Origin of the sequence: Paenibacillus gyeongsangnamensis, from assembly GCF_027533625.1 — a bacterium.
Lineage (GTDB): Bacteria > Bacillota > Bacilli > Paenibacillales > NBRC-103111 > Paenibacillus_G > Paenibacillus_G gyeongsangnamensis.
Genome location: NZ_JAQAGZ010000004.1, coordinates 238,322 through 255,452 on the forward strand (window position 1 = coordinate 238,322; position 17,131 = coordinate 255,452).

The 17,131-nt window shown below is 52.4% G+C and carries 19 protein-coding genes; all 19 read right to left on the bottom strand.

The features are described 5' to 3' along the window. Positions 1-56 precede the first annotated feature (56 nt). The 19 genes from tsf to fliR all read right to left on the bottom strand — a co-directional run bounded on the left by tsf (position 57) and on the right by fliR (position 17,125). Positions 57-707, bottom strand: a complete 651-nt coding sequence (gene tsf, locus O9H85_RS07820; protein WP_269880758.1) for a translation elongation factor Ts — start codon at positions 705-707, stop codon at positions 57-59. A 100-nt stretch (positions 708-807) separates the two neighbouring features. Further along, positions 808-1,506, bottom strand: coding sequence for a 30S ribosomal protein S2 (gene rpsB, locus O9H85_RS07825; protein ID WP_269880759.1), 699 nt, complete (start codon positions 1,504-1,506; stop codon positions 808-810). After that, positions 1,475-1,909 (bottom strand): hypothetical protein, encoded by a 435-nt coding sequence (locus tag O9H85_RS07830; RefSeq protein ID WP_269880760.1) that lies wholly within the window; start codon positions 1,907-1,909, stop codon positions 1,475-1,477. Before O9H85_RS07830 ends, rpsB begins: the two co-directional genes overlap by 32 nt. A gap of 92 nt (positions 1,910-2,001) precedes the next feature. Further along, on the bottom strand, positions 2,002-2,490 hold the full coding sequence (locus O9H85_RS07835) for a hypothetical protein (RefSeq protein WP_269880762.1): 489 nt from the start codon (positions 2,488-2,490) through the stop codon (positions 2,002-2,004). Then, the gene (locus tag O9H85_RS07840) at positions 2,483-3,094 is read right to left on the bottom strand and encodes a hypothetical protein (RefSeq protein ID WP_269880763.1); all 612 of its coding nucleotides are present in this window, start codon (positions 3,092-3,094) and stop codon (positions 2,483-2,485) included. The genes O9H85_RS07835 and O9H85_RS07840 overlap by 8 nt, the downstream gene beginning before the upstream one ends. 30 nt (positions 3,095-3,124) lie before the next feature. Then, on the bottom strand, positions 3,125-3,454 hold the full coding sequence (locus O9H85_RS07845; RefSeq protein ID WP_269880764.1) for a hypothetical protein: 330 nt from the start codon (positions 3,452-3,454) through the stop codon (positions 3,125-3,127). Between the two features lie 43 nt (positions 3,455-3,497). After that, positions 3,498-4,907 (bottom strand): DUF342 domain-containing protein, encoded by a 1,410-nt coding sequence (locus tag O9H85_RS07850; protein WP_269880765.1) that lies wholly within the window; start codon positions 4,905-4,907, stop codon positions 3,498-3,500. Positions 4,908-4,928: 21 nt separating this feature from the next. Further along, positions 4,929-5,711 carry a FliA/WhiG family RNA polymerase sigma factor gene (locus O9H85_RS07855; RefSeq protein ID WP_269880766.1) on the bottom strand — a complete coding sequence of 261 codons (783 nt, stop codon included), beginning with the start codon at positions 5,709-5,711 and terminating at the stop codon, positions 4,929-4,931. Positions 5,712-5,728: 17 nt separating this feature from the next. Continuing rightward, on the bottom strand, positions 5,729-6,154 hold the full coding sequence (locus O9H85_RS07860) for a hypothetical protein (protein WP_269880767.1): 426 nt from the start codon (positions 6,152-6,154) through the stop codon (positions 5,729-5,731). Next, on the bottom strand, positions 6,155-6,649 hold the full coding sequence (locus tag O9H85_RS07865) for a chemotaxis protein CheD (RefSeq protein WP_269880768.1): 495 nt from the start codon (positions 6,647-6,649) through the stop codon (positions 6,155-6,157). It lies immediately after the preceding gene. After that, on the bottom strand, positions 6,646-7,233 hold the full coding sequence (locus O9H85_RS07870) for a chemotaxis protein CheC (protein WP_409348116.1): 588 nt from the start codon (positions 7,231-7,233) through the stop codon (positions 6,646-6,648). The genes O9H85_RS07865 and O9H85_RS07870 overlap by 4 nt, the downstream gene beginning before the upstream one ends. A gap of 34 nt (positions 7,234-7,267) precedes the next feature. Then, positions 7,268-7,729 carry a chemotaxis protein CheW gene (locus O9H85_RS07875; RefSeq protein ID WP_269880770.1) on the bottom strand — a complete coding sequence of 154 codons (462 nt, stop codon included), beginning with the start codon at positions 7,727-7,729 and terminating at the stop codon, positions 7,268-7,270. Positions 7,730-7,783: 54 nt separating this feature from the next. Further along, positions 7,784-9,838 carry a chemotaxis protein CheA gene (locus O9H85_RS07880; protein ID WP_269880771.1) on the bottom strand — a complete coding sequence of 685 codons (2,055 nt, stop codon included), beginning with the start codon at positions 9,836-9,838 and terminating at the stop codon, positions 7,784-7,786. A 42-nt stretch (positions 9,839-9,880) separates the two neighbouring features. Next, positions 9,881-10,999, bottom strand: coding sequence for a protein-glutamate methylesterase/protein-glutamine glutaminase (locus tag O9H85_RS07885; protein ID WP_269880772.1), 1,119 nt, complete (start codon positions 10,997-10,999; stop codon positions 9,881-9,883). Positions 11,000-11,049: 50 nt separating this feature from the next. Beyond that, entirely contained in the window at positions 11,050-11,919 is an 870-nt protein-coding gene (locus tag O9H85_RS07890) for a MinD/ParA family protein (RefSeq protein WP_269880773.1), read from the bottom strand. Further along, positions 11,916-13,193 carry a flagellar biosynthesis protein FlhF gene (gene flhF / locus O9H85_RS07895; protein WP_269880774.1) on the bottom strand — a complete coding sequence of 426 codons (1,278 nt, stop codon included), beginning with the start codon at positions 13,191-13,193 and terminating at the stop codon, positions 11,916-11,918. Before flhF ends, O9H85_RS07890 begins: the two co-directional genes overlap by 4 nt. Then, positions 13,190-15,223, bottom strand: coding sequence for a flagellar biosynthesis protein FlhA (flhA, locus tag O9H85_RS07900; RefSeq protein ID WP_269880775.1), 2,034 nt, complete (start codon positions 15,221-15,223; stop codon positions 13,190-13,192). The genes flhF and flhA overlap by 4 nt, the downstream gene beginning before the upstream one ends. 24 nt (positions 15,224-15,247) lie before the next feature. Beyond that, a complete protein-coding gene (flhB, locus tag O9H85_RS07905; protein WP_269880776.1) occupies positions 15,248-16,330 on the bottom strand; it encodes a flagellar biosynthesis protein FlhB in 1,083 nt (360 codons plus the stop codon). 15 nt (positions 16,331-16,345) lie between these two features. Beyond that, positions 16,346-17,125, bottom strand: a complete 780-nt coding sequence (fliR, locus tag O9H85_RS07910; protein WP_269880777.1) for a flagellar biosynthetic protein FliR — start codon at positions 17,123-17,125, stop codon at positions 16,346-16,348. Positions 17,126-17,131 lie beyond the last annotated feature (6 nt).

Sequence of the window (17,131 nt, forward strand, 5' to 3'; positions counted from 1 at the left end):
CTCTATATTGTTAAAAAAGAAGGAACACAGCGTGTTCCCTCATTCCATGTATTCAATTAAAGTTTAACTTGGGACATGACTTCTTCTGCGAAGTTTTCTTGCTTCTTCTCAAGGCCTTCGCCCAGCTCATAACGGACAAAGCGGCGGATGGAGAGGTTTTCTCCGATCGTTGCGATTTTTTCCTTCAGCACTTCTTCAACCGTTTTGTCCGGATCCTTGACGAAAGGCTGCTCGAGCAAGCAGTACTCTTCGTAGTACTTGGAGATACGGCCGTCAACGATTTTCTCAACGATTTTCTCCGGCTTGCCTTCGTTGAGCGCTTGGTTCGTCAAGATTTCACGCTCTTTGTCCAGCGCCTCTTGAGGCACTTCTTCGCGGCGGAGGTATTTCGGATTCGCTGCTGCGATGTGCAAAGCCACATCGCGCACGAACGTACGGAACTGCTCGTTCTTGGCAACGAAGTCGGTTTCGGAGTTAACTTCAACCAGAACGCCGATTTTGCCGCCGGCGTGGATGTAGGACTCGATCATGCCTTCCGTTGCAATCCGGTCGGATTTCTTGGCAGCCGCCGCAAGACCCTTCTCGCGAAGAAGCTCGCCCGCTTTCGTCAAATCGCCGTTTGCTTCTTCCAATGCTTTTTTGCAATCGAGCATGCCTGCTCCTGTTTTTTCGCGCAATTCTTTTACCGCTGCTGCACTAACTGCCATAATTGTGGCCTCCTTGGATTGGATATGTAAGCCTCTACCTTAAAAAAAGGGCGGTGAAAGGATTTTGCACCTTTAAACCACCCTTTCTGTATTCATGCCATTAAGCTGATGTTTCTTCGCCTTGATGAGCTTCGATTACCGCGTCGGCAATCTTCGCCGTCAGCAGCTTCACTGCGCGGATCGCGTCGTCATTACCCGGAATGACATAATCGATTTCGTCCGGATCGCAGTTCGTATCAACGATACCTACGATCGGGATACCAAGCTTGCGGGCTTCCGCAACCGCGATGCGCTCTTTGCGCGGGTCGATGATGAACAATGCGCTCGGAAGACCCTTCATATGAGAGATACCGCCAAGGAACTTCTCAAGGCGCTCTTTTTCTTTGCGAAGGATGATAACTTCTTTCTTAGGAAGAACTTCAAACGTGCCGTCTTGCTCCCACTTCTCCAACTGGTGGAGACGGTCGATCCGGGATTTGATCGTTTGGAAGTTCGTGAGCGTACCACCCAGCCAACGTTGGTTGATGTAGTACATGCCGCAGCGCTCAGCTTCCTCTTTAACGGAATCTTGAGCTTGTTTCTTGGTGCCTACGAACAGGATTGTCCCGTTCTCGCCTGCAACGGATTTAACGAAGTTGTAAGCTTCCTCAACCTTTTTAACCGTCTTTTGCAGGTCAATAATGTAAATTCCGTTTCTTTCGGTGAAGATGTATCGATCCATCTTAGGGTTCCAACGACGGGTTTGGTGACCGAAGTGTACCCCAGCTTCAAGAAGCTGTTTCATGGAGATAACTGCCATCCTCACACACCTCCTCATATTTGGTTTTGTGTTTTCCTCCGCCGATCGCATCTTCCGTCAAAACTCCCGATGGAAGCACCCTTGCCGGAATTAATCGCCGTGTGATTTTAACACCGAAAATTACTATACCATAACTGAAAATCGGTTGCAACACTTTGTCGAAATGAAGCGGCCGTGATAAACGGCTACGCCGTTCAGGCTGTAGAGAAACCCATGAAATAGAAAAACCGCCTTGGTACCCGGTGGGGTATCCCCTTCCGGCCGCTGTTGTTATCGGAAAATTTTCAATTAATCCGTTATACAGCGGTAATTTTCCGATAACAAAGGCGGACGCTATCGCTCCAACAGGGGATACCCCTCCTACACCTTTGGCATTTTTCAGTATATCTGGGTTTCTCGTCAATCTGAACGGCTACGCCGTTCTTGTCTTACAAGACCAGCGCGTTTATCAACTAAAAAGGAAAAGACGGGTTTTCGGCCGCAGCCGAATCCGTCTTATTTAGAAGTAATATTCGCAATGACTCCGTCAAGATCCGCCGGACCTTTAAAAACATGCGTTCCCGCCACGATCTTGCCGTTCATCTTGCGTTTGTTCATCTCGTCCTCAAAAGCCTTCTTGTCGGTGACAACGCCGCTTTGAAGCAGCATGTCGGCGACTTGGAAGGAGGTCTGCCCTTCAGAGATATAAATGTAGGTTTCCCTTATGACCGAAGAACCCTGCTGTTTAGCGGCCTCTTCCTTCAGCCGCTGCTGGATGAGGTCGTCGACCTGCTTCTGGTTATAAATCTGGGCGTTTTTATCGTTCACGACAAAATATTTGGATGCGACCTGCCGGATTTGATTGCTGTCCATATCCTCCAGCGTCGGAGCGGGCACCGCAGATTTTCCTCCCGGAGCGGCAGCCACATTCATCAGCTGAAGCAGTATCGCGCCGGCAATCAATCCGGAGCCGAGACCGTACAAGAGCGGTTTGTTGTTAAACATCGGCTTGCTCCTCCCGTTTGGCCAGCTGAAGAATCAAGTGGATCTCGCCTTTGTTCATGCCGAGCTTCTTCGCAATCGCGTCGGAGGACTTTCCTTGATCATACAGCTCGAACAGCTCGGAGTACCGCTGCTTAATGTTCATTAGCGCGGCAGGCGTCGCAATCGGTTCAAGCGCGGCTTGCGGTTGTTCCGCCGCTCCGGTTTCGGCTTCGGCGACTGCGGATTGCCGTTCGGACAAGGCCGCGGCCTCCCCGGACAAAGCCGAATAAGAGCTTCCCGAGGAAGGCCTGCTCTCCCCCTGCTCCCTTTCATAGCTGATCTTGGATACGTTCTGCTGCAGCTGGTCGTTCTGCTTCTCCAAAAGCTCGACACGGGCCGCAAGCTTGGCGGAATGGATCTCGTATTCCTTCTTCGTATCCGCGAACATCCGGATGAGCGCCTGATTCTGCTCCTCCAGCTCCGCCGCGAAATGCTCCATCGTTTCTTCCATCTCGCTCAGCATCGCTTGATCGCGGCGCTTCGGCTCCCGCGTGCTCGGCAGGATCATCGCATACACGATAATCACAACTCCGATTAATACGATATACAACCACGGTTGATTCAAAGCGTTCACCTAATTCCTGCATCTTATTCCCTAGAGGGACAAATCGATATGAAGCCCTTTATAAGGATGGTCCGCGTTGCGGCCGTCGAGCTTCTTCTGCGGCTTGACGGCCTGCTTTCTGCGCGGGCTCCCGTTCCTTCCCATACCTTGCTCCGAAGAGCGGCCTTCATCCCGGATGGCGGCTTGATTCGTTTCCTCCGTCTTGCTGCTGACCGTGCGCTCGCGAACCGTATTCTTATCCGTTTCCGCAGCCAGCATGGTTTGATCCGATACCGGTTTGTGCATCAAGAGCTGCTGCTTGATTCCGGCTTCATCGTTTTTATGGAGAGCAAACTGCATTTCTATCGCCCTTAGGCTCATCCGCTTTTCGCCCCCCTTCGCAGATCAGACTCCCGGAGAATCATTAAACCAAAGGATGCATGGCGATGTCCCCGTCCTGCAGCTGGAACACGACCCGCGGAGCGGTATCCTTAACAAATTTGGTGTAACGGCCGATCACGACCTTCGTCCCGCCGTACACGTTCGATATCACTTCCACCTTGGCCCGCTCCGAGTCTTCCAGCGATTTCTCGATCTCCAGCATCCGTTCCTTGGACAGTACAAGGTCATCCGACACTTGCTTTTTGGTATGGTTGAGCTTGATCCGCATCGCTACCTTATCGGGGCCGAGCTGTCCGGCGGCCGCGAGCTGATCCAGCAATACTAACGCTTTCTCGGTCTTATCCAAATTGTCGTGAAGCGAACGGAGATGCGTGCGCAGCTGCTGCAGCTCGTTACGGAGCTCCGGCAGCACGCCTACCTCGATGACCGTTACAGTGGACATCGAGTTGCCGACCGTACGTACGATAACCCGCTCTCCCGCTTGGATCAATCCGCCGACGATCAGGCCCTTTGTTCCTTTGCAAATTACGTTCTTCCCGGCACGGATCTGAGAATGCATAATGCTTTGGCTGACCAGCACCTCATCTCCCGCTTCCACCGTAGCGTCCTGAATAAACGAGCTCTTAATCTTCTTGCCCGCGCGGATCACGCCTTTGTTGTGGCCCAGAATCCCGCCGCTGATTTCGATCGAGCCTTCGGATTCGAGATCGGCACCGTCTACGCTCCCCGTAACGCGGATATCGCCGGCCGCCCGGATCCGAAAACCCGGGAGCACATTGCCCCGAATGACGACCGTGCCTACAAAGTCGATATTGCCTACATTGTAATCCAGATCGCCGTTTACTTCATAGATCGGAAACACGTTGATTTTATCCCGTTCGGTCCGCGTGACCATGCCGTCGATGGCCGCATAGAGGGCGAGCTGATCGGGATCCGTGACCACGTTCTTTCCGATCTTGAAGCGGGCTTCCTTGCCGTCTTTGGCGGCGAGAGACTCCCCTGTAACGGCCCGGCCTGCCGTCCCGCTGCCCGCAGGGATGCGCTGAGCAATCAGCTGCCCCTTCCGCACGTTATGGATGGAGGTTACTTCTTTAAAATCGACCTTTCCGTCTTCCAGCTCCGCCGGTTTCTTGGATTGGTCGTCGAGATCGAATACGAGCTTCACAATGCCGTCCTCGCCGGGGACCGAAGGCATTCCGCTTGCAATCAAGGTTTTGCTGAAGAAAAAGGATTTCGGATCTCGGACGATTTCCGCCAGCTTAGCCTGATCAATGCCAAACACGATTTGACGGGACTTCAAAAAATCATCGAGCTGTTCTCTGCTCAAGGCGAACGAATCTTCGCAATTCGTGAACTGAATATAAGCTTGCAGTTTGTCGTCGGAGAGAGTGATATCCAGGTAATAGCTTAAGGGCATCGCGGTATCCGTCATAAATCCCCCCCCTTTCAAAGGTCAATTATAGAATAACTGCGTCTTGAGCCGGCTTAAATGTCCTTTGAGCCGCAGAATCGCTTTCGAATGTAGCTGAGAAATCCGGGATGGCGAGAGGCTCATCACTTCGGCTATTTCACTTAAGGAGAGTTCTTCATAATAAAATAGAGAAACCACCGTTCGTTCCTTCTCGGTGAGCCGTTCAATCGCCTGGGCCAGCGTATCTTTCAAATAAAACTCGTTCACCTTGGATTCCGGATTTTTGGCTTTCTCGTCGATGAGAAGGGAAAGCCGGGTTTCCGAATCCTCTTCGCGAATCGGGTCATCAATCGAGCATACCGTCGTAACGGCGATATCTTGGACCATTTGCTGAAATTCCCCTTCGCTTACCTGGAGATAGGCGCTGATTTCGGCATCCGTTACAGAGCGGAGGTACTGCTGCTCCAGCTTTTGGTACGCGTCCTCGATCCGTTTAGCCTTCTCACGAACCGATCTGGGCACCCAATCGCCTTGGCGAAGACCGTCGATCATGGCACCGCGGATACGCCAGGAAGCGTAGGTCTCGAATTGAAGCCCTCGCTGATAGTCGAATTTTTCAATCGCATCAATCAAACCCATGACGCCGCAGCTGGATAAATCTTCCTTTAAAACATTTTTGGGCAGTCCGATGGAGAGGCGGTTCGAAACATACTCCACCAAAGGTAAATAAGTTTCGATCAACGCCTGCTTCGCCTCAAGTATTCGTTCTTCTCTCCACTGCTCCCAGACATCGATGTTGGCCAGATGGGATTTTTGCCCGATCATAACCGACTTCACCACCCTTATTCTTCAGTCATGCGTCGCACGGCTTGCGTGAGTTCGTCCGGGCCGGCCGCAAGCTTGGTCGAAAGCTTCGGCGGATTGAGCGGAGCAAACTCGGCTAACCCGACGTTTTCCCCGGTCGCAGCTCCCGGCTTCAGCATTTGATGAAGATCCGCTTCTTCATCCGGTGTTGTGGCGTCAAAGGAATTGCCTTTATGGGATTCGTCTGCAGCGGAATTGCCTGGATCCGCTGGAAATGGTTTCAGTCCGGCAACGCTTCCGAGAACCCATCGGCACCCGAATACAATAACAAACGACAGTAAAAAACTGTAAAAGCTGCGTAGCAGCGTCGTCACCCAAATATTGTGCGAAATGGACAGGATGAACGTTATAACGAACGCTGCGGCGCCGACGACAATATTTATACGAATCGATCCGATCATCATCTATAGTTCCTTGTTCCCGTGTTGTACGCTGCGAATGAAGAGCACTCCCGTATCGCAGTCGAATTCAATCGTTCTTCCATAGTTGCCACCTGTATCTTCGCCTTTCAGAGGAATCGAATACCGGCTTAACATTTCCTTGCACGATTCAACGTTCCGGGGACCAATGCGCATCGTATCCGACTGGCTGCCAAAGGAGAACATTTGTGCACCGCCGGCCATTTTCGCTTCCATTCGCTTCACCTGAGCACCCAGCTCCTCCATCTTGCGGATCAGCTCCGGAATGGCGGTATCGGCATATTTGGCGATATTCAGCTTTCCTTCTCTGGCAATATCGGACGTCGGAAGCATCACGTGCGCCATGCCCGCGATCTTGACTTTATTATCGTAAAGCGTGATTCCCACACAGGAACCGAGTCCCGTCGTTTTGAGCACTCCGGTCAAGTGCGTCACATTCAGGTCGGCCATGCCTACTTTGATTAAATTATCTTGAATCATGGAGTATGCACTCCCAAGGCAACGAAGATTCGTTCAAAGGATTCCGGGTCGGGAATCAGAAAAAAGTGGCCTTCCACCTCATCGCTGCCGTCCAAAAACTTGGTATCGATTAAAAGCGCTTGATCTCCCATTTGACCGAATTGGAGCAGACCATAGCTAAGTATGGCTCCGGCCATATCGATGGCCAGAGATGGAACCGTCGGAGACATGCTCAGCCGGGTGAAATCGGCCAGCGAAGTCAAATAGGAGCCCGCCAGAATGTTGCCGATCTCGTTCAAGGCAGATAATTCCATCTCCGAATACTCTTCGTCGTTGACCACTTCAATTCCTACCAGATTACGAAGCAATTTTTTGGCCGATTCAAGACTGAGAATGAAGAACAGATTTCCCGGCGTCTCCCCTTCGACCCGCAGGAAGATGGCGATGACCACCTGCTCGGCTCCGCCCACGCTGTCGGCAATTTCTTCAAAGTGCACCATCCGCACTTTTGGAACCAGCATGTCGACCGGCTTGTCGAGCAGCTTGGAAAGTGCGGTTGCCGCATGACCGGCGCCGATATTGCCGACTTCCTTGAGCACATCCATTTGAAATTCGGCGAACGAGCTGAAAGAATCCACGCTATTCCTCCAAGTTTTCCAATTGAATGATCTCGCTCTTGTTGAGCACTTCCTGCAGATTGAGCAGGATCAATAGCCGGCTCTCGCCGATTTTGGCGATGCCTCGCAAGTACTTGGCTTTAATGCCTCCGACGATTTCCGGCGGATCATCGATATGGTCGGTATCCACGTCGATCACATCATTCGCGGAATCCACAATGAGCCCCACCTCGATATCGCCTACGGAGACAATAATGATGCGGGAATTGTCCGTAAATTCACTCTCGGGAAAGCCGAAGCGTCCGCGCAGATCAATAACAGGCGTAACGACGCCCCGCAGGTTGATGACCCCTTTTACGAATGGGGGCGTTTTGGGAACGCGCGTCATCGGCTGCATCCGCTCGATCGTTTTGACCTTCTCGACCTCAACCCCGTACTCTTCGTGCGCCAAAGCAAAAACGATGACTTTCATTTCTTGTCCCATGGCTTAAAGGCCTCCTCTGGATATCGAATCCTGAACGTTCTATATGGAAAAGGTTTACTTGATGAGCGCATTGGTATCAATGATCAATGCTACCTGGCCGTCGCCCAGAATCGTTGCGCCGGACACCGCGAACAGATTGGTCAAATATTTTCCGAGCGATTTCAGAACGATTTCCTGCTGTCCGATAAACTCGTCCACCACAAGCGCGGCCAGCTTGTCTCCCTTGCGGATGACGACAATTTGCGTATCATTTTCAATTTCATCGGAAGCACCCGGCACTTCAAACACTTGAGCGAGCGGGATGAGCGGAATCACGCTGCTGCGGTATTCCACCATCCGGTTCCCGTGAACCGTCCTGATTTGCTCCTTCTGTACGGCCATCGTTTCAACGATGGAAGATAAAGGAATCGCGAATTTCTCGTACTTCAACCGGATCAGCATCGCGGCAATGATCGACAGGGTGAGCGGGAGTTGAACCGAAAACTTGGAGCCTTTGCCCCACTTGGAGCTAACATGCACTTGACCGCCCAGACTTTCGATCTTTGTCTTCACGACATCGAGCCCTACGCCCCGGCCGGATATATCCGAAATCTTCTCCGCCGTGCTGAAGCCCGAGGCGAAGAGCAGCATGTACACTTCCTCGTCCGCTAATCGGGATGCCTGCTCCGCCGTGATGAGACCGTTCTGGATCGCCTTTTTCAATACGCCTTCCCGGTTGATGCCCCGTCCGTCTTCCTCAATCTCGATAAAGACATGATTTCCGCTGTGATAAGCCCGCAAATAAATCGTTCCCGTTTCCGGTTTTTCCAGACGGATCCGGTCCGCGGTCGGCTCCAGACCGTGGTCCACCGCATTGCGCAGCAAATGTACGAGAGGGTCTCCGATCTCGTCGATCACCGTGCGGTCCAGCTCCGTATCCGCGCCGGTAATGATCAGATCCACTTTTTTATCGAGCGTCTTGGCTACGTCCCGGATCATTCGCGGGAACCGGTTGAATACCGTGTCGATCGGAACCATCCGGAGCTTCAGCACGATGTTCTGGAGATCGCTGCTCACTCTGGCCATATGCTCTACGGTTTCAGTCAATTCGTTCTTACGGATTTCGCTGGCCAGCTGCTCCAGACGAACACGGTCGATCAGAAGCTCGCTGAACAAGTTCATCAGCGTGTCGAGCCGTTCGATATCGACGCGAATCGTTCGATTGGCTACCGGCGCTCCCCCTTGCGGCGCTGCCTTCTTCGCTTCCGCTTTCGGCGCTTCCTGCACGGCGGCTGCGGCGGCGGCGGCGGTTTCCTGCACGGCCAGGACGACATCCGCTGGAGGCTGCATCAGCTGGTTCAGCTTTTCTTTGTCCAACACAAGCAGCTCAACCGACTCAACCTCCGAGACGCTGGAAACCTGCTTGTGCAGCTCTTCCTGACCGATCTGAGAAATATAAAATACCGAGAACGACTTGTCGAAGCGCTCCTGCTCAATGTCCTCCACGGAAGGATTGGATTTAATGACCTCGCCGTTTTGTTCCAGCACGTTGAACACCATGTAAGCCCTGGCAGCCTTCAATACGCAATCTTCCCGGATACTGACCGTGAGCTTCAGCACAGGTATTCCGGCTTCAATGGTCTGCAGCAGAATCGAATATTGGAACTCATCCAGCTCCGCTCCGGACGGTGCGGAAGCTTCGCTGCCCGAAGAAGCGGTGGCGGAGCCTGCGGCGCCCGTTTTGACATAATCGCCGGATACGATGGACTTCAGTCCGGCAACGATCTCCGTGACGTCGGCTTTGCCGGTGCCGCCTTGAATGATGTCCTCTACCATCGCTTCCAGCGCATCCAAGCTTTTAAAAACATAATCGAATATAAATGAATCCATCTTCAGCTTGCTGTTTCGAACCAGATCAAGCACATTTTCCATTTCGTGCGTTAAGGAAGCCAAGTCCTCGAAACCCATCGTCGCCGACATCCCTTTGAGCGTATGCGCCGAACGAAAGATGTTCTGAACGATGCTGATATCCTCCGGGCTGCTTTCCAGGCTGAGCACATTCTCGTTCATGGCCTGCAGATGATCTCTGGATTCATCGATAAACATTGAGAGATACTGATTCAATTCCATGACCACACCTCCATCAAAAGTTGGCTATGTAAACCAAGCGGCTCATTGCGGCCGCATGGCAACGGCTTGCTTTAATCTGGTCGCGATGTCCTGCTGCGGCAAAACGTCGGTCACGCAGCCGAGTTGTACGGCTGAACGCGGCATGCCGTAAACGATGCAGGTTTCTTCCGACTCCGCGATCGTGGTCATGGCGCCAGCCCGCTCTAGAGCCTGCATCCCCTTCGCACCGTCCGACCCCATGCCCGTCATGATTACGATATGCCGCTTCAGCTCTTTTAACGGAAGCAACGATTCAAACAGCACATCGACAGAGGGGCGGTGACCGCCGCGCGGCTCATCCTTCGTCAGATGAATTTTGTATCCCTTGCTCCCGTTACGCGCAACCGTCATATGAAACCCGCCAGGTGCAATGTAGGCGGTCGAGTTCTCCAGCACCATCCCCTCCTCCGCCTCCACCACGCGAAGCCCCGAGATGGAATTAAGTCTGACGGCAAGCGATTTAGTGAAATTGGGCGGCATATGCTGGACGATCAGCACCGGAGCCGGGAAATGTTGGGGGATGCCGGACAGCACGGTATGCAGCGCCCGCGGTCCTCCTGTCGAAGTGCCGATGGCGACCAAATGTTCGAAGGACGAAGCGGCTTCGGCAGGACTGAACGAAACAGGCGCGGCATTCTCCTGCCTCGCTGCGGCGACCTCCCTTTCGGCCGGGGCTGCCGGAGCGGCCTCCAGCTTAAGCGGCTTACAATGCCGCGACATATTCGTCGTAACCGCTGCCCGGAGCTTCTCGAGCAGCATTTTCTTAACCTTGTGCAGGTCCAGCGAGATGGAGCCGGAAGGCTTGCCAACAAAATCAAAAGCGCCCCATTCCAAAGCCCGGATCGTTTCCGCAGCGCCCTCTTGCGTTAAGCTGCTGAGCATAATAACGGGGACCGGGTTCTCCTTCATAATGTGACGGAGCGCATCCAAGCCGTTCATTTCCGGCATCTCGATATCCATCGTAACCGCCTGGGGCTTCAGCTTGCGGACCAATTCCACGGCTTCCTTACCGTTCTTGGCCGTAGCTACGACCCGAAGCTGCGGGTCCTCCGAAATAAAATCGGTGATCAGCTTCCTCATAAAAAACGAGTCATCCACTACGAGCACATCATAAGGTTGCACGGTCCCACTCCTCTGTGTTGTCGTTGTTTGCAGGCCTTAGGATGCTGCAATTATTTCATAAGCTTCATCATTTTGCTTAGAAAGCTTTTTACAGAGCCCGAGGAGCTCTGTACTTGCGGGCCGTTGGCGATAAACCCGTCGGCAAGCTCGCCGATGGATTTGGATGCGGCGCTGTTCGGGAAAGCCACGCTGAACGGCACTTGCCTTTTCACGGCTTTGATCACATTGCTGTCGTCATATACAAATCCGAGCGTCGGGATTTCCAGCTGCAGAAACTGCCTGGCGACCATACTGATTTTATCGGCAGTCTGGCGACCCTCCCGCCAATCCGTGATCCGATTGACGACGAGCCGGAAATCGACAGGGTGCTGCATGGAATTGACCATCTTGATGATGGCGTAAGCGTCGGTAATCGAAGTCGGTTCCGGCGTCGTCACCACGATCGTTTCCTGCGCGGCTACGATAAACTTCAGCGTTTCCTTCGACAGTCCGGCACCTGTATCGAACAGAATAAAATCGACATGACCGTTCAGCTGATCCACCTGTTCGGCAAAATAATCAAGCTGCTCCTCCGAGAGCCGAATCAAATCGTTGAAGCCCGAGCCACCGGCGATGAATTGAATGCCGTTATGTCCCGTCTGAACGATTTCCCAAATCGATTTCTCTCTTTTCAGCAGATGATACAGGTTATATTTAGGCGAAATCCCCATCAGCACATCAATGTTGGCCAGTCCGATATCGGCATCGAAGATCAGCACCTTGAATCCGCGGTTTTGCAGCGCCAGAGCGAAGTTCAGCGTGAAATTCGATTTGCCAACCCCGCCCTTGCCGCTGGTTACAGTTATAATTCGTGTCGATTGGTTTCTCTCGGCGTTCTGATGCCGGATCAGATTCCGGAGCCCTTGCGCCTGATCGCTCATGAAGACGAATCCTCCAGAATCAGATCGATCAACCGGCTTTCATCCAGTTCGGCGATATCATCGGGAACCCCTTGGCCGTCGGTAATGTACGAGGTTTGCAAACCGAATTCGCGGATTAAGTTGACGATAGCCCCGTAAGATTCGGTTTCGTCCATTTTGGTAAACAGAACCTTATCCAGCTTGAATTTGTTGAAATTATTCGTGATGGCCCTCATGTCTTTATATTTGGTCGTTAAGCTGAGCACCAGGAACGTTTCGCTTTGGCCCCTGGATTGAAGGAGCGCATTGAGCTCCGAAACATACATCTCGTTCCGGAAGTTGCGGCCTGCAGTGTCCATAAAGATAAGGTCGCAGTCCTTCAGCTGCTCGAACGCTTTGCCCAGGTCCAGCGGCGAGAATACGACCTCGAGCGGTACATTCAGGATGGTCGCGTACGTTCTGAGCTGCTCAACAGCAGCAATCCGGTATGTATCCGATGTGATGAAGCCAACCTTCCGCTGATGCCTCAGCACCTGCTCCGCCGCCAGCTTGGCGATCGTGGTCGTTTTGCCGACCCCGGTCGGCCCTACGAAATGAGCGATGCGGGTGTCCTTAGAAATGCTCTTCGGCTTCCCGGCGAACAAAATTTCCTTTAATTGCCTCCGGACCGATGCGCTCGCGAATGGTTCCGTCATCGGCTGCCCCCCGGCTTCCGCTTCCTCGGACATGCCGGCCAGCAGCTCCTCAATGATGGATGGATCCAGTTCCTGCTCGTGCAAACGGGCCTCCATCCGCTCCACAACCGGATCTGCCGGAGCCGCTTGAAGCTGATGCTTGGCCAGCTTGTTCATCATTTCTTTCATCTGCTGAAGCTCTTCGAGCAGAATATCTTCCCGGCCCTTCACGATGGCCGCCTGTGGCGCCGGTCGAACCGATGGCTTCGGTTCGGGTGGCAGAACGTCCGGGACGTCGGGAAACGTCAGCTTCTCTTCCCGATTGACGGAATATGCGGCTGCCGCTGCCTGCAGTGCAGCCCTTGGCAGAGAGGACGCTGGCGAAGCGGCAACGGCCTGCGGAGCCGGTGCGGCTTTCGGAGCAGGAGTGCCGGAGGGGATATCGCTCGGAGCCGTATCCGTCGCTGCAATCACCTCGATCTTCTTCTTGGAGAACAGCCCCATAAATCCGCCGGACCGAACCTCCTTCGTGTTGAGAATAACCGCATCCTTCCCTAAATCCGTCCTGATTTTTTGAAGGGCGTCCGGCATCGTATCCACGACATACCTTTTTACTCTCATAAATTCACGACTCCCATGCTTTGAATTTCCACGCTAGGCTCGAGCTCGCTGTAAGAGAGAACCGGAATATCCTGCATGGTTCTTTCAAGCAGCTGTCGCAGATACATTCGAATGGTCGGCGATGTCAAGACAATTGGCTGTTGACCTGCTTGAAGCAGCTTCGTAACTTGGTCCGTAATGCGTTGATAGATCATTTGCGTGGAGCTCGGGTCGAGGGCCAAATAAGAGCCTTGGTCCGATTGCTGCACGGATTCTGCGATCTTCTTCTCGAGTGTCGGCCCGACCGTGATAACCTTGAGCGAATCGCCGCTTGAAGTATACTGCTGGGTGATTTGACGAGACAGCGCTTGTCTCACATACTCCGTCAGCACGTCGGGGTCCTTCGTATAGCCGCCGTAGTCGGCCAACGTTTCCAATATCGTAACCATGTCCCGTACCGAGATTTTTTCGCGAAGCAGCTTGACCAGCACCTTCTGCACATCCCCGATCTGCAGCACATTCGGAATCAAGTCGTCGACAAGCACAGGGTATGTCTCTTTGACGTTTTCGATAAGCGCGCGGGTTTCTTGACGTCCAAGCAGCTCATGCGCATGCTTCTTGATAATTTCCGTCAAGTGGGTAGCGACTACGGAAGGCGGATCCACCACCGTATAGCCCGACATCTCGGCCCTTTCCTTCATGGCTTCGTCGATCCACAAGGCCGGAAGGTTAAAGGCGGGCTCGAACGTGTCGATCCCGGTAATGGAATCATCGTCAATGCCGGGGCTCATTGCCAGATAATGGTTAAGCAGCAGTTCTCCGCGGGCGACCAGATTTCCTTTGATTTTAATGACATATTCATTCGGCCGAAGCTGGATATTGTCACGAATCCGAATGACCGGAACCACGATGCCGAGCTCCAAAGCACACTGCCTGCGGATTAGAATGATCCGGTCGAGTAAATCCCCGCCCTGCTGCGTATCTGCTAAAGGAATGAGACCGTAACCGAACTCGAACTCGATCGGATCCACCTGAAGCAAACTGATGACGCTCTCGGGACTGCGCACTTCCTCGATCTGCTGTTCCTCCTCCAGCTGCACCTCGGCTTCCTGCTTGCGGTTGAGGTTTTGCTGCATCTTATAGCCTCCGTAAGCGAGAAGAGCGGCAATCGGGAATGTAGTATAGAAATGAATCGGCGTAAAAATTCCGAGCGTCGCTATTGTGCCTGCAACAATGTAAAGAAGCTTCGGATGGGAAAAGATCTGTGAAGTAAGATCATGCGCCAAATTCCCGTCTGAAGCCGCGCGGGTGACGATAATGCCTGCTGCCGTCGAGATCAGCAGCGCCGGAATTTGACTGACGAGTCCGTCGCCGATCGTCAGAATCGAATAAATTTTGCCGGCCTCGCTAATGCTCATCCCTTTCATGGCCATTCCGATGATGAGTCCGCCGATAATATTGATGATCAGCATAATAATCCCGGCGATGGCGTCTCCCTTGACGAACTTGCTCGCACCGTCCATCGCTCCGTAAAAATCGGCTTCGCGGGATATTTTCTCACGCCGCTCCTTCGCCTGCTTCTCATTGATCAGCCCGGCGTTCAAATCGGCGTCAATACTCATCTGCTTGCCTGGCATCGCATCGAGCGTGAAGCGGGCGGCCACTTCGGCAACGCGCTCAGAACCTTTGGTTATGACGATGAACTGCACAAGCACAAGGATAATAAATACGACAAAGCCTACGACGATGTTCCCCTGCGCTACGAAAGAACCAAAGGTTTTGACCACATTACCGGCATCGGCATTCGCTAGTATATTCCTGGTGGTGGAGACGTTCAGCGCCAAACGAAACAGGGTCGTAATCAAAAGCAATGACGGAAAGATCGAGAATTGAAGCGCGTCCTGCGTATTCATCCCGATGAGTATGATCATCAAGGATATCGATATATTTATAATGAGAAGGACATCCAACAGCCAAATCGGCAGCGGAACCACCATCATCAGCACAATGCCAATTACGCCGATCAGCACGACCAAATCCTTCATTCTCATGGACTACGCCAACCTTTCTGCATGTTAGTTCGCTTTGCCTTTCACTTTATACACATATGCCAACACTTCGGCCACGGCCTGGAACATATCGGCGGGTATCGATTCCCCGATCTCCACCTGTGCGTACAATGCGCGGGCGAGAGGCTTATTTTCCATTGTAATAATGCCATGCTCCTTGGCGACCTGCTTGATCTTCAGAGCGATATAATCCGTCCCCTTCGCAAGGACCGTGGGGGCCTGCATCTTGGAAGCATCATATTTCATCGCTACGGCGAAGTGCGTAGGGTTCGTTATAATGACATCGGCCTTCGGGACATCCTGCATCATCCGCTGCAAGGCCATGCGGCGCTGCTTCTCACGGATTTTCCCTTTAATGAGGGGATCGCCCTCGGTTTTCTTATATTCATCCTTAATGTCCTGCTTGGACATTTTTAAGCTTTTTTCATATTCAAAGCGCTGATACAAATAATCGAATATGGCTAAGACGATGAGAACCAAACCGATTTTCAATCCAAGCATTAACGTTACGGAAGCCGTATACCGAAACGCTTCCTCCAGCGGCAGCTGCGCGAGCAGCATGATATGGTCTTTCTCTCCCGTCAGCGTCGTATACACGACGATTCCGATAATGGACATCTTCAGGACGGACTTCAAAAAATCAACCACGGCTCTTAGGGAAAATAACCGCTTGGCACCTTCCAAAGGATTGATTTTACTGAATTTCATCGTCAGCGGGTCCCCGGTAAACATAAAACCGATTTGCAAATAGTTGGCCAGTACGCCAATGACGAGCGCAATAGCAAAGATCGGACCTACAGTGAGCAGCAGCTCGGCCATCAGCTTCTCGAAGAGCTGCTGGCTGTTCTCGATCGTCACGTTCATCAACAAAAAATCGTAATAAACCGATCGGATCATCGTCAGCAAATGCTCTTTCATGAAGCTGCCGAACAAGAAGAAAGATAGGAACGAAAAGAACAAAATAAACGCCGCCGGCAGGTCCATGCTTTTGGCGACTTGCCCTTTTTTTCTGGCCTCCTGCCTTTTCTTGGGCGTAGCCGATTCCGTCTTTTCCTGCGAGAACAGCTGAAGATCCAGTTTCAGCGCCACGGTTCTTCCTCCATCCTACGCTTTAAACAATCCGAAAAATTGGGTTAGGGTATCCAGCATATCATTGAATACATTTCTGAATATATCTTCGTAGCTTGGGAACAGGAACCCCAGCAAGACAAAGCCCAGCAAGATCTTGATCGGCAATCCGACCACGAAAATATTGAACTGAGGCGCTACTCTTGCCAATAGCCCTAGGCCCACGTCCGTCAAGAACAAAGCCACGACTAGCGGCGCCGCCATTTGAAAGCTGAGCGAGAAGACGGTTCCGAACGTTTTTACCATAAATTCGGATATCTGGCCGTTATAGGTCTTTGCGAAAAGCTCATTGGAAAGCGGAATCCATTCATAGCTTCGCATGATGCCTTCCAATAGAAAGTGGTGACCGTTAAACGTTAAGAAAAGCAGCGTCGCGATCATATATTTCAAATTGCCGATAATCGGACTTTGCGCCCCGGTCATCGGATCGATCACGTTCGCGATACCGAACCCCATCTGCATATCGATGAAGGAACCCGCAATTTGCACGACGGTGAAAAATAAATACGCGGTGAAACCAAGCAGCAAACCGACCAATATTTCCCTAATGACGGAGAGTACGTACAGTGAATCCATAGCGACTGTCGCTGCGCTCCCTGTGCCGACGAATGCGATGAAGCTGACGAAGAAAGCCAGCCCGATCTTAAACTGCGCCGGAACGTTCCGTGCCGAGAACACGGGGGCGACAACAAAAAAAGAGTTAATTCGACAAAAAAACAGCAGAAATCCAGGGAAATACAAGTTCAGCCAATCCATTGAATT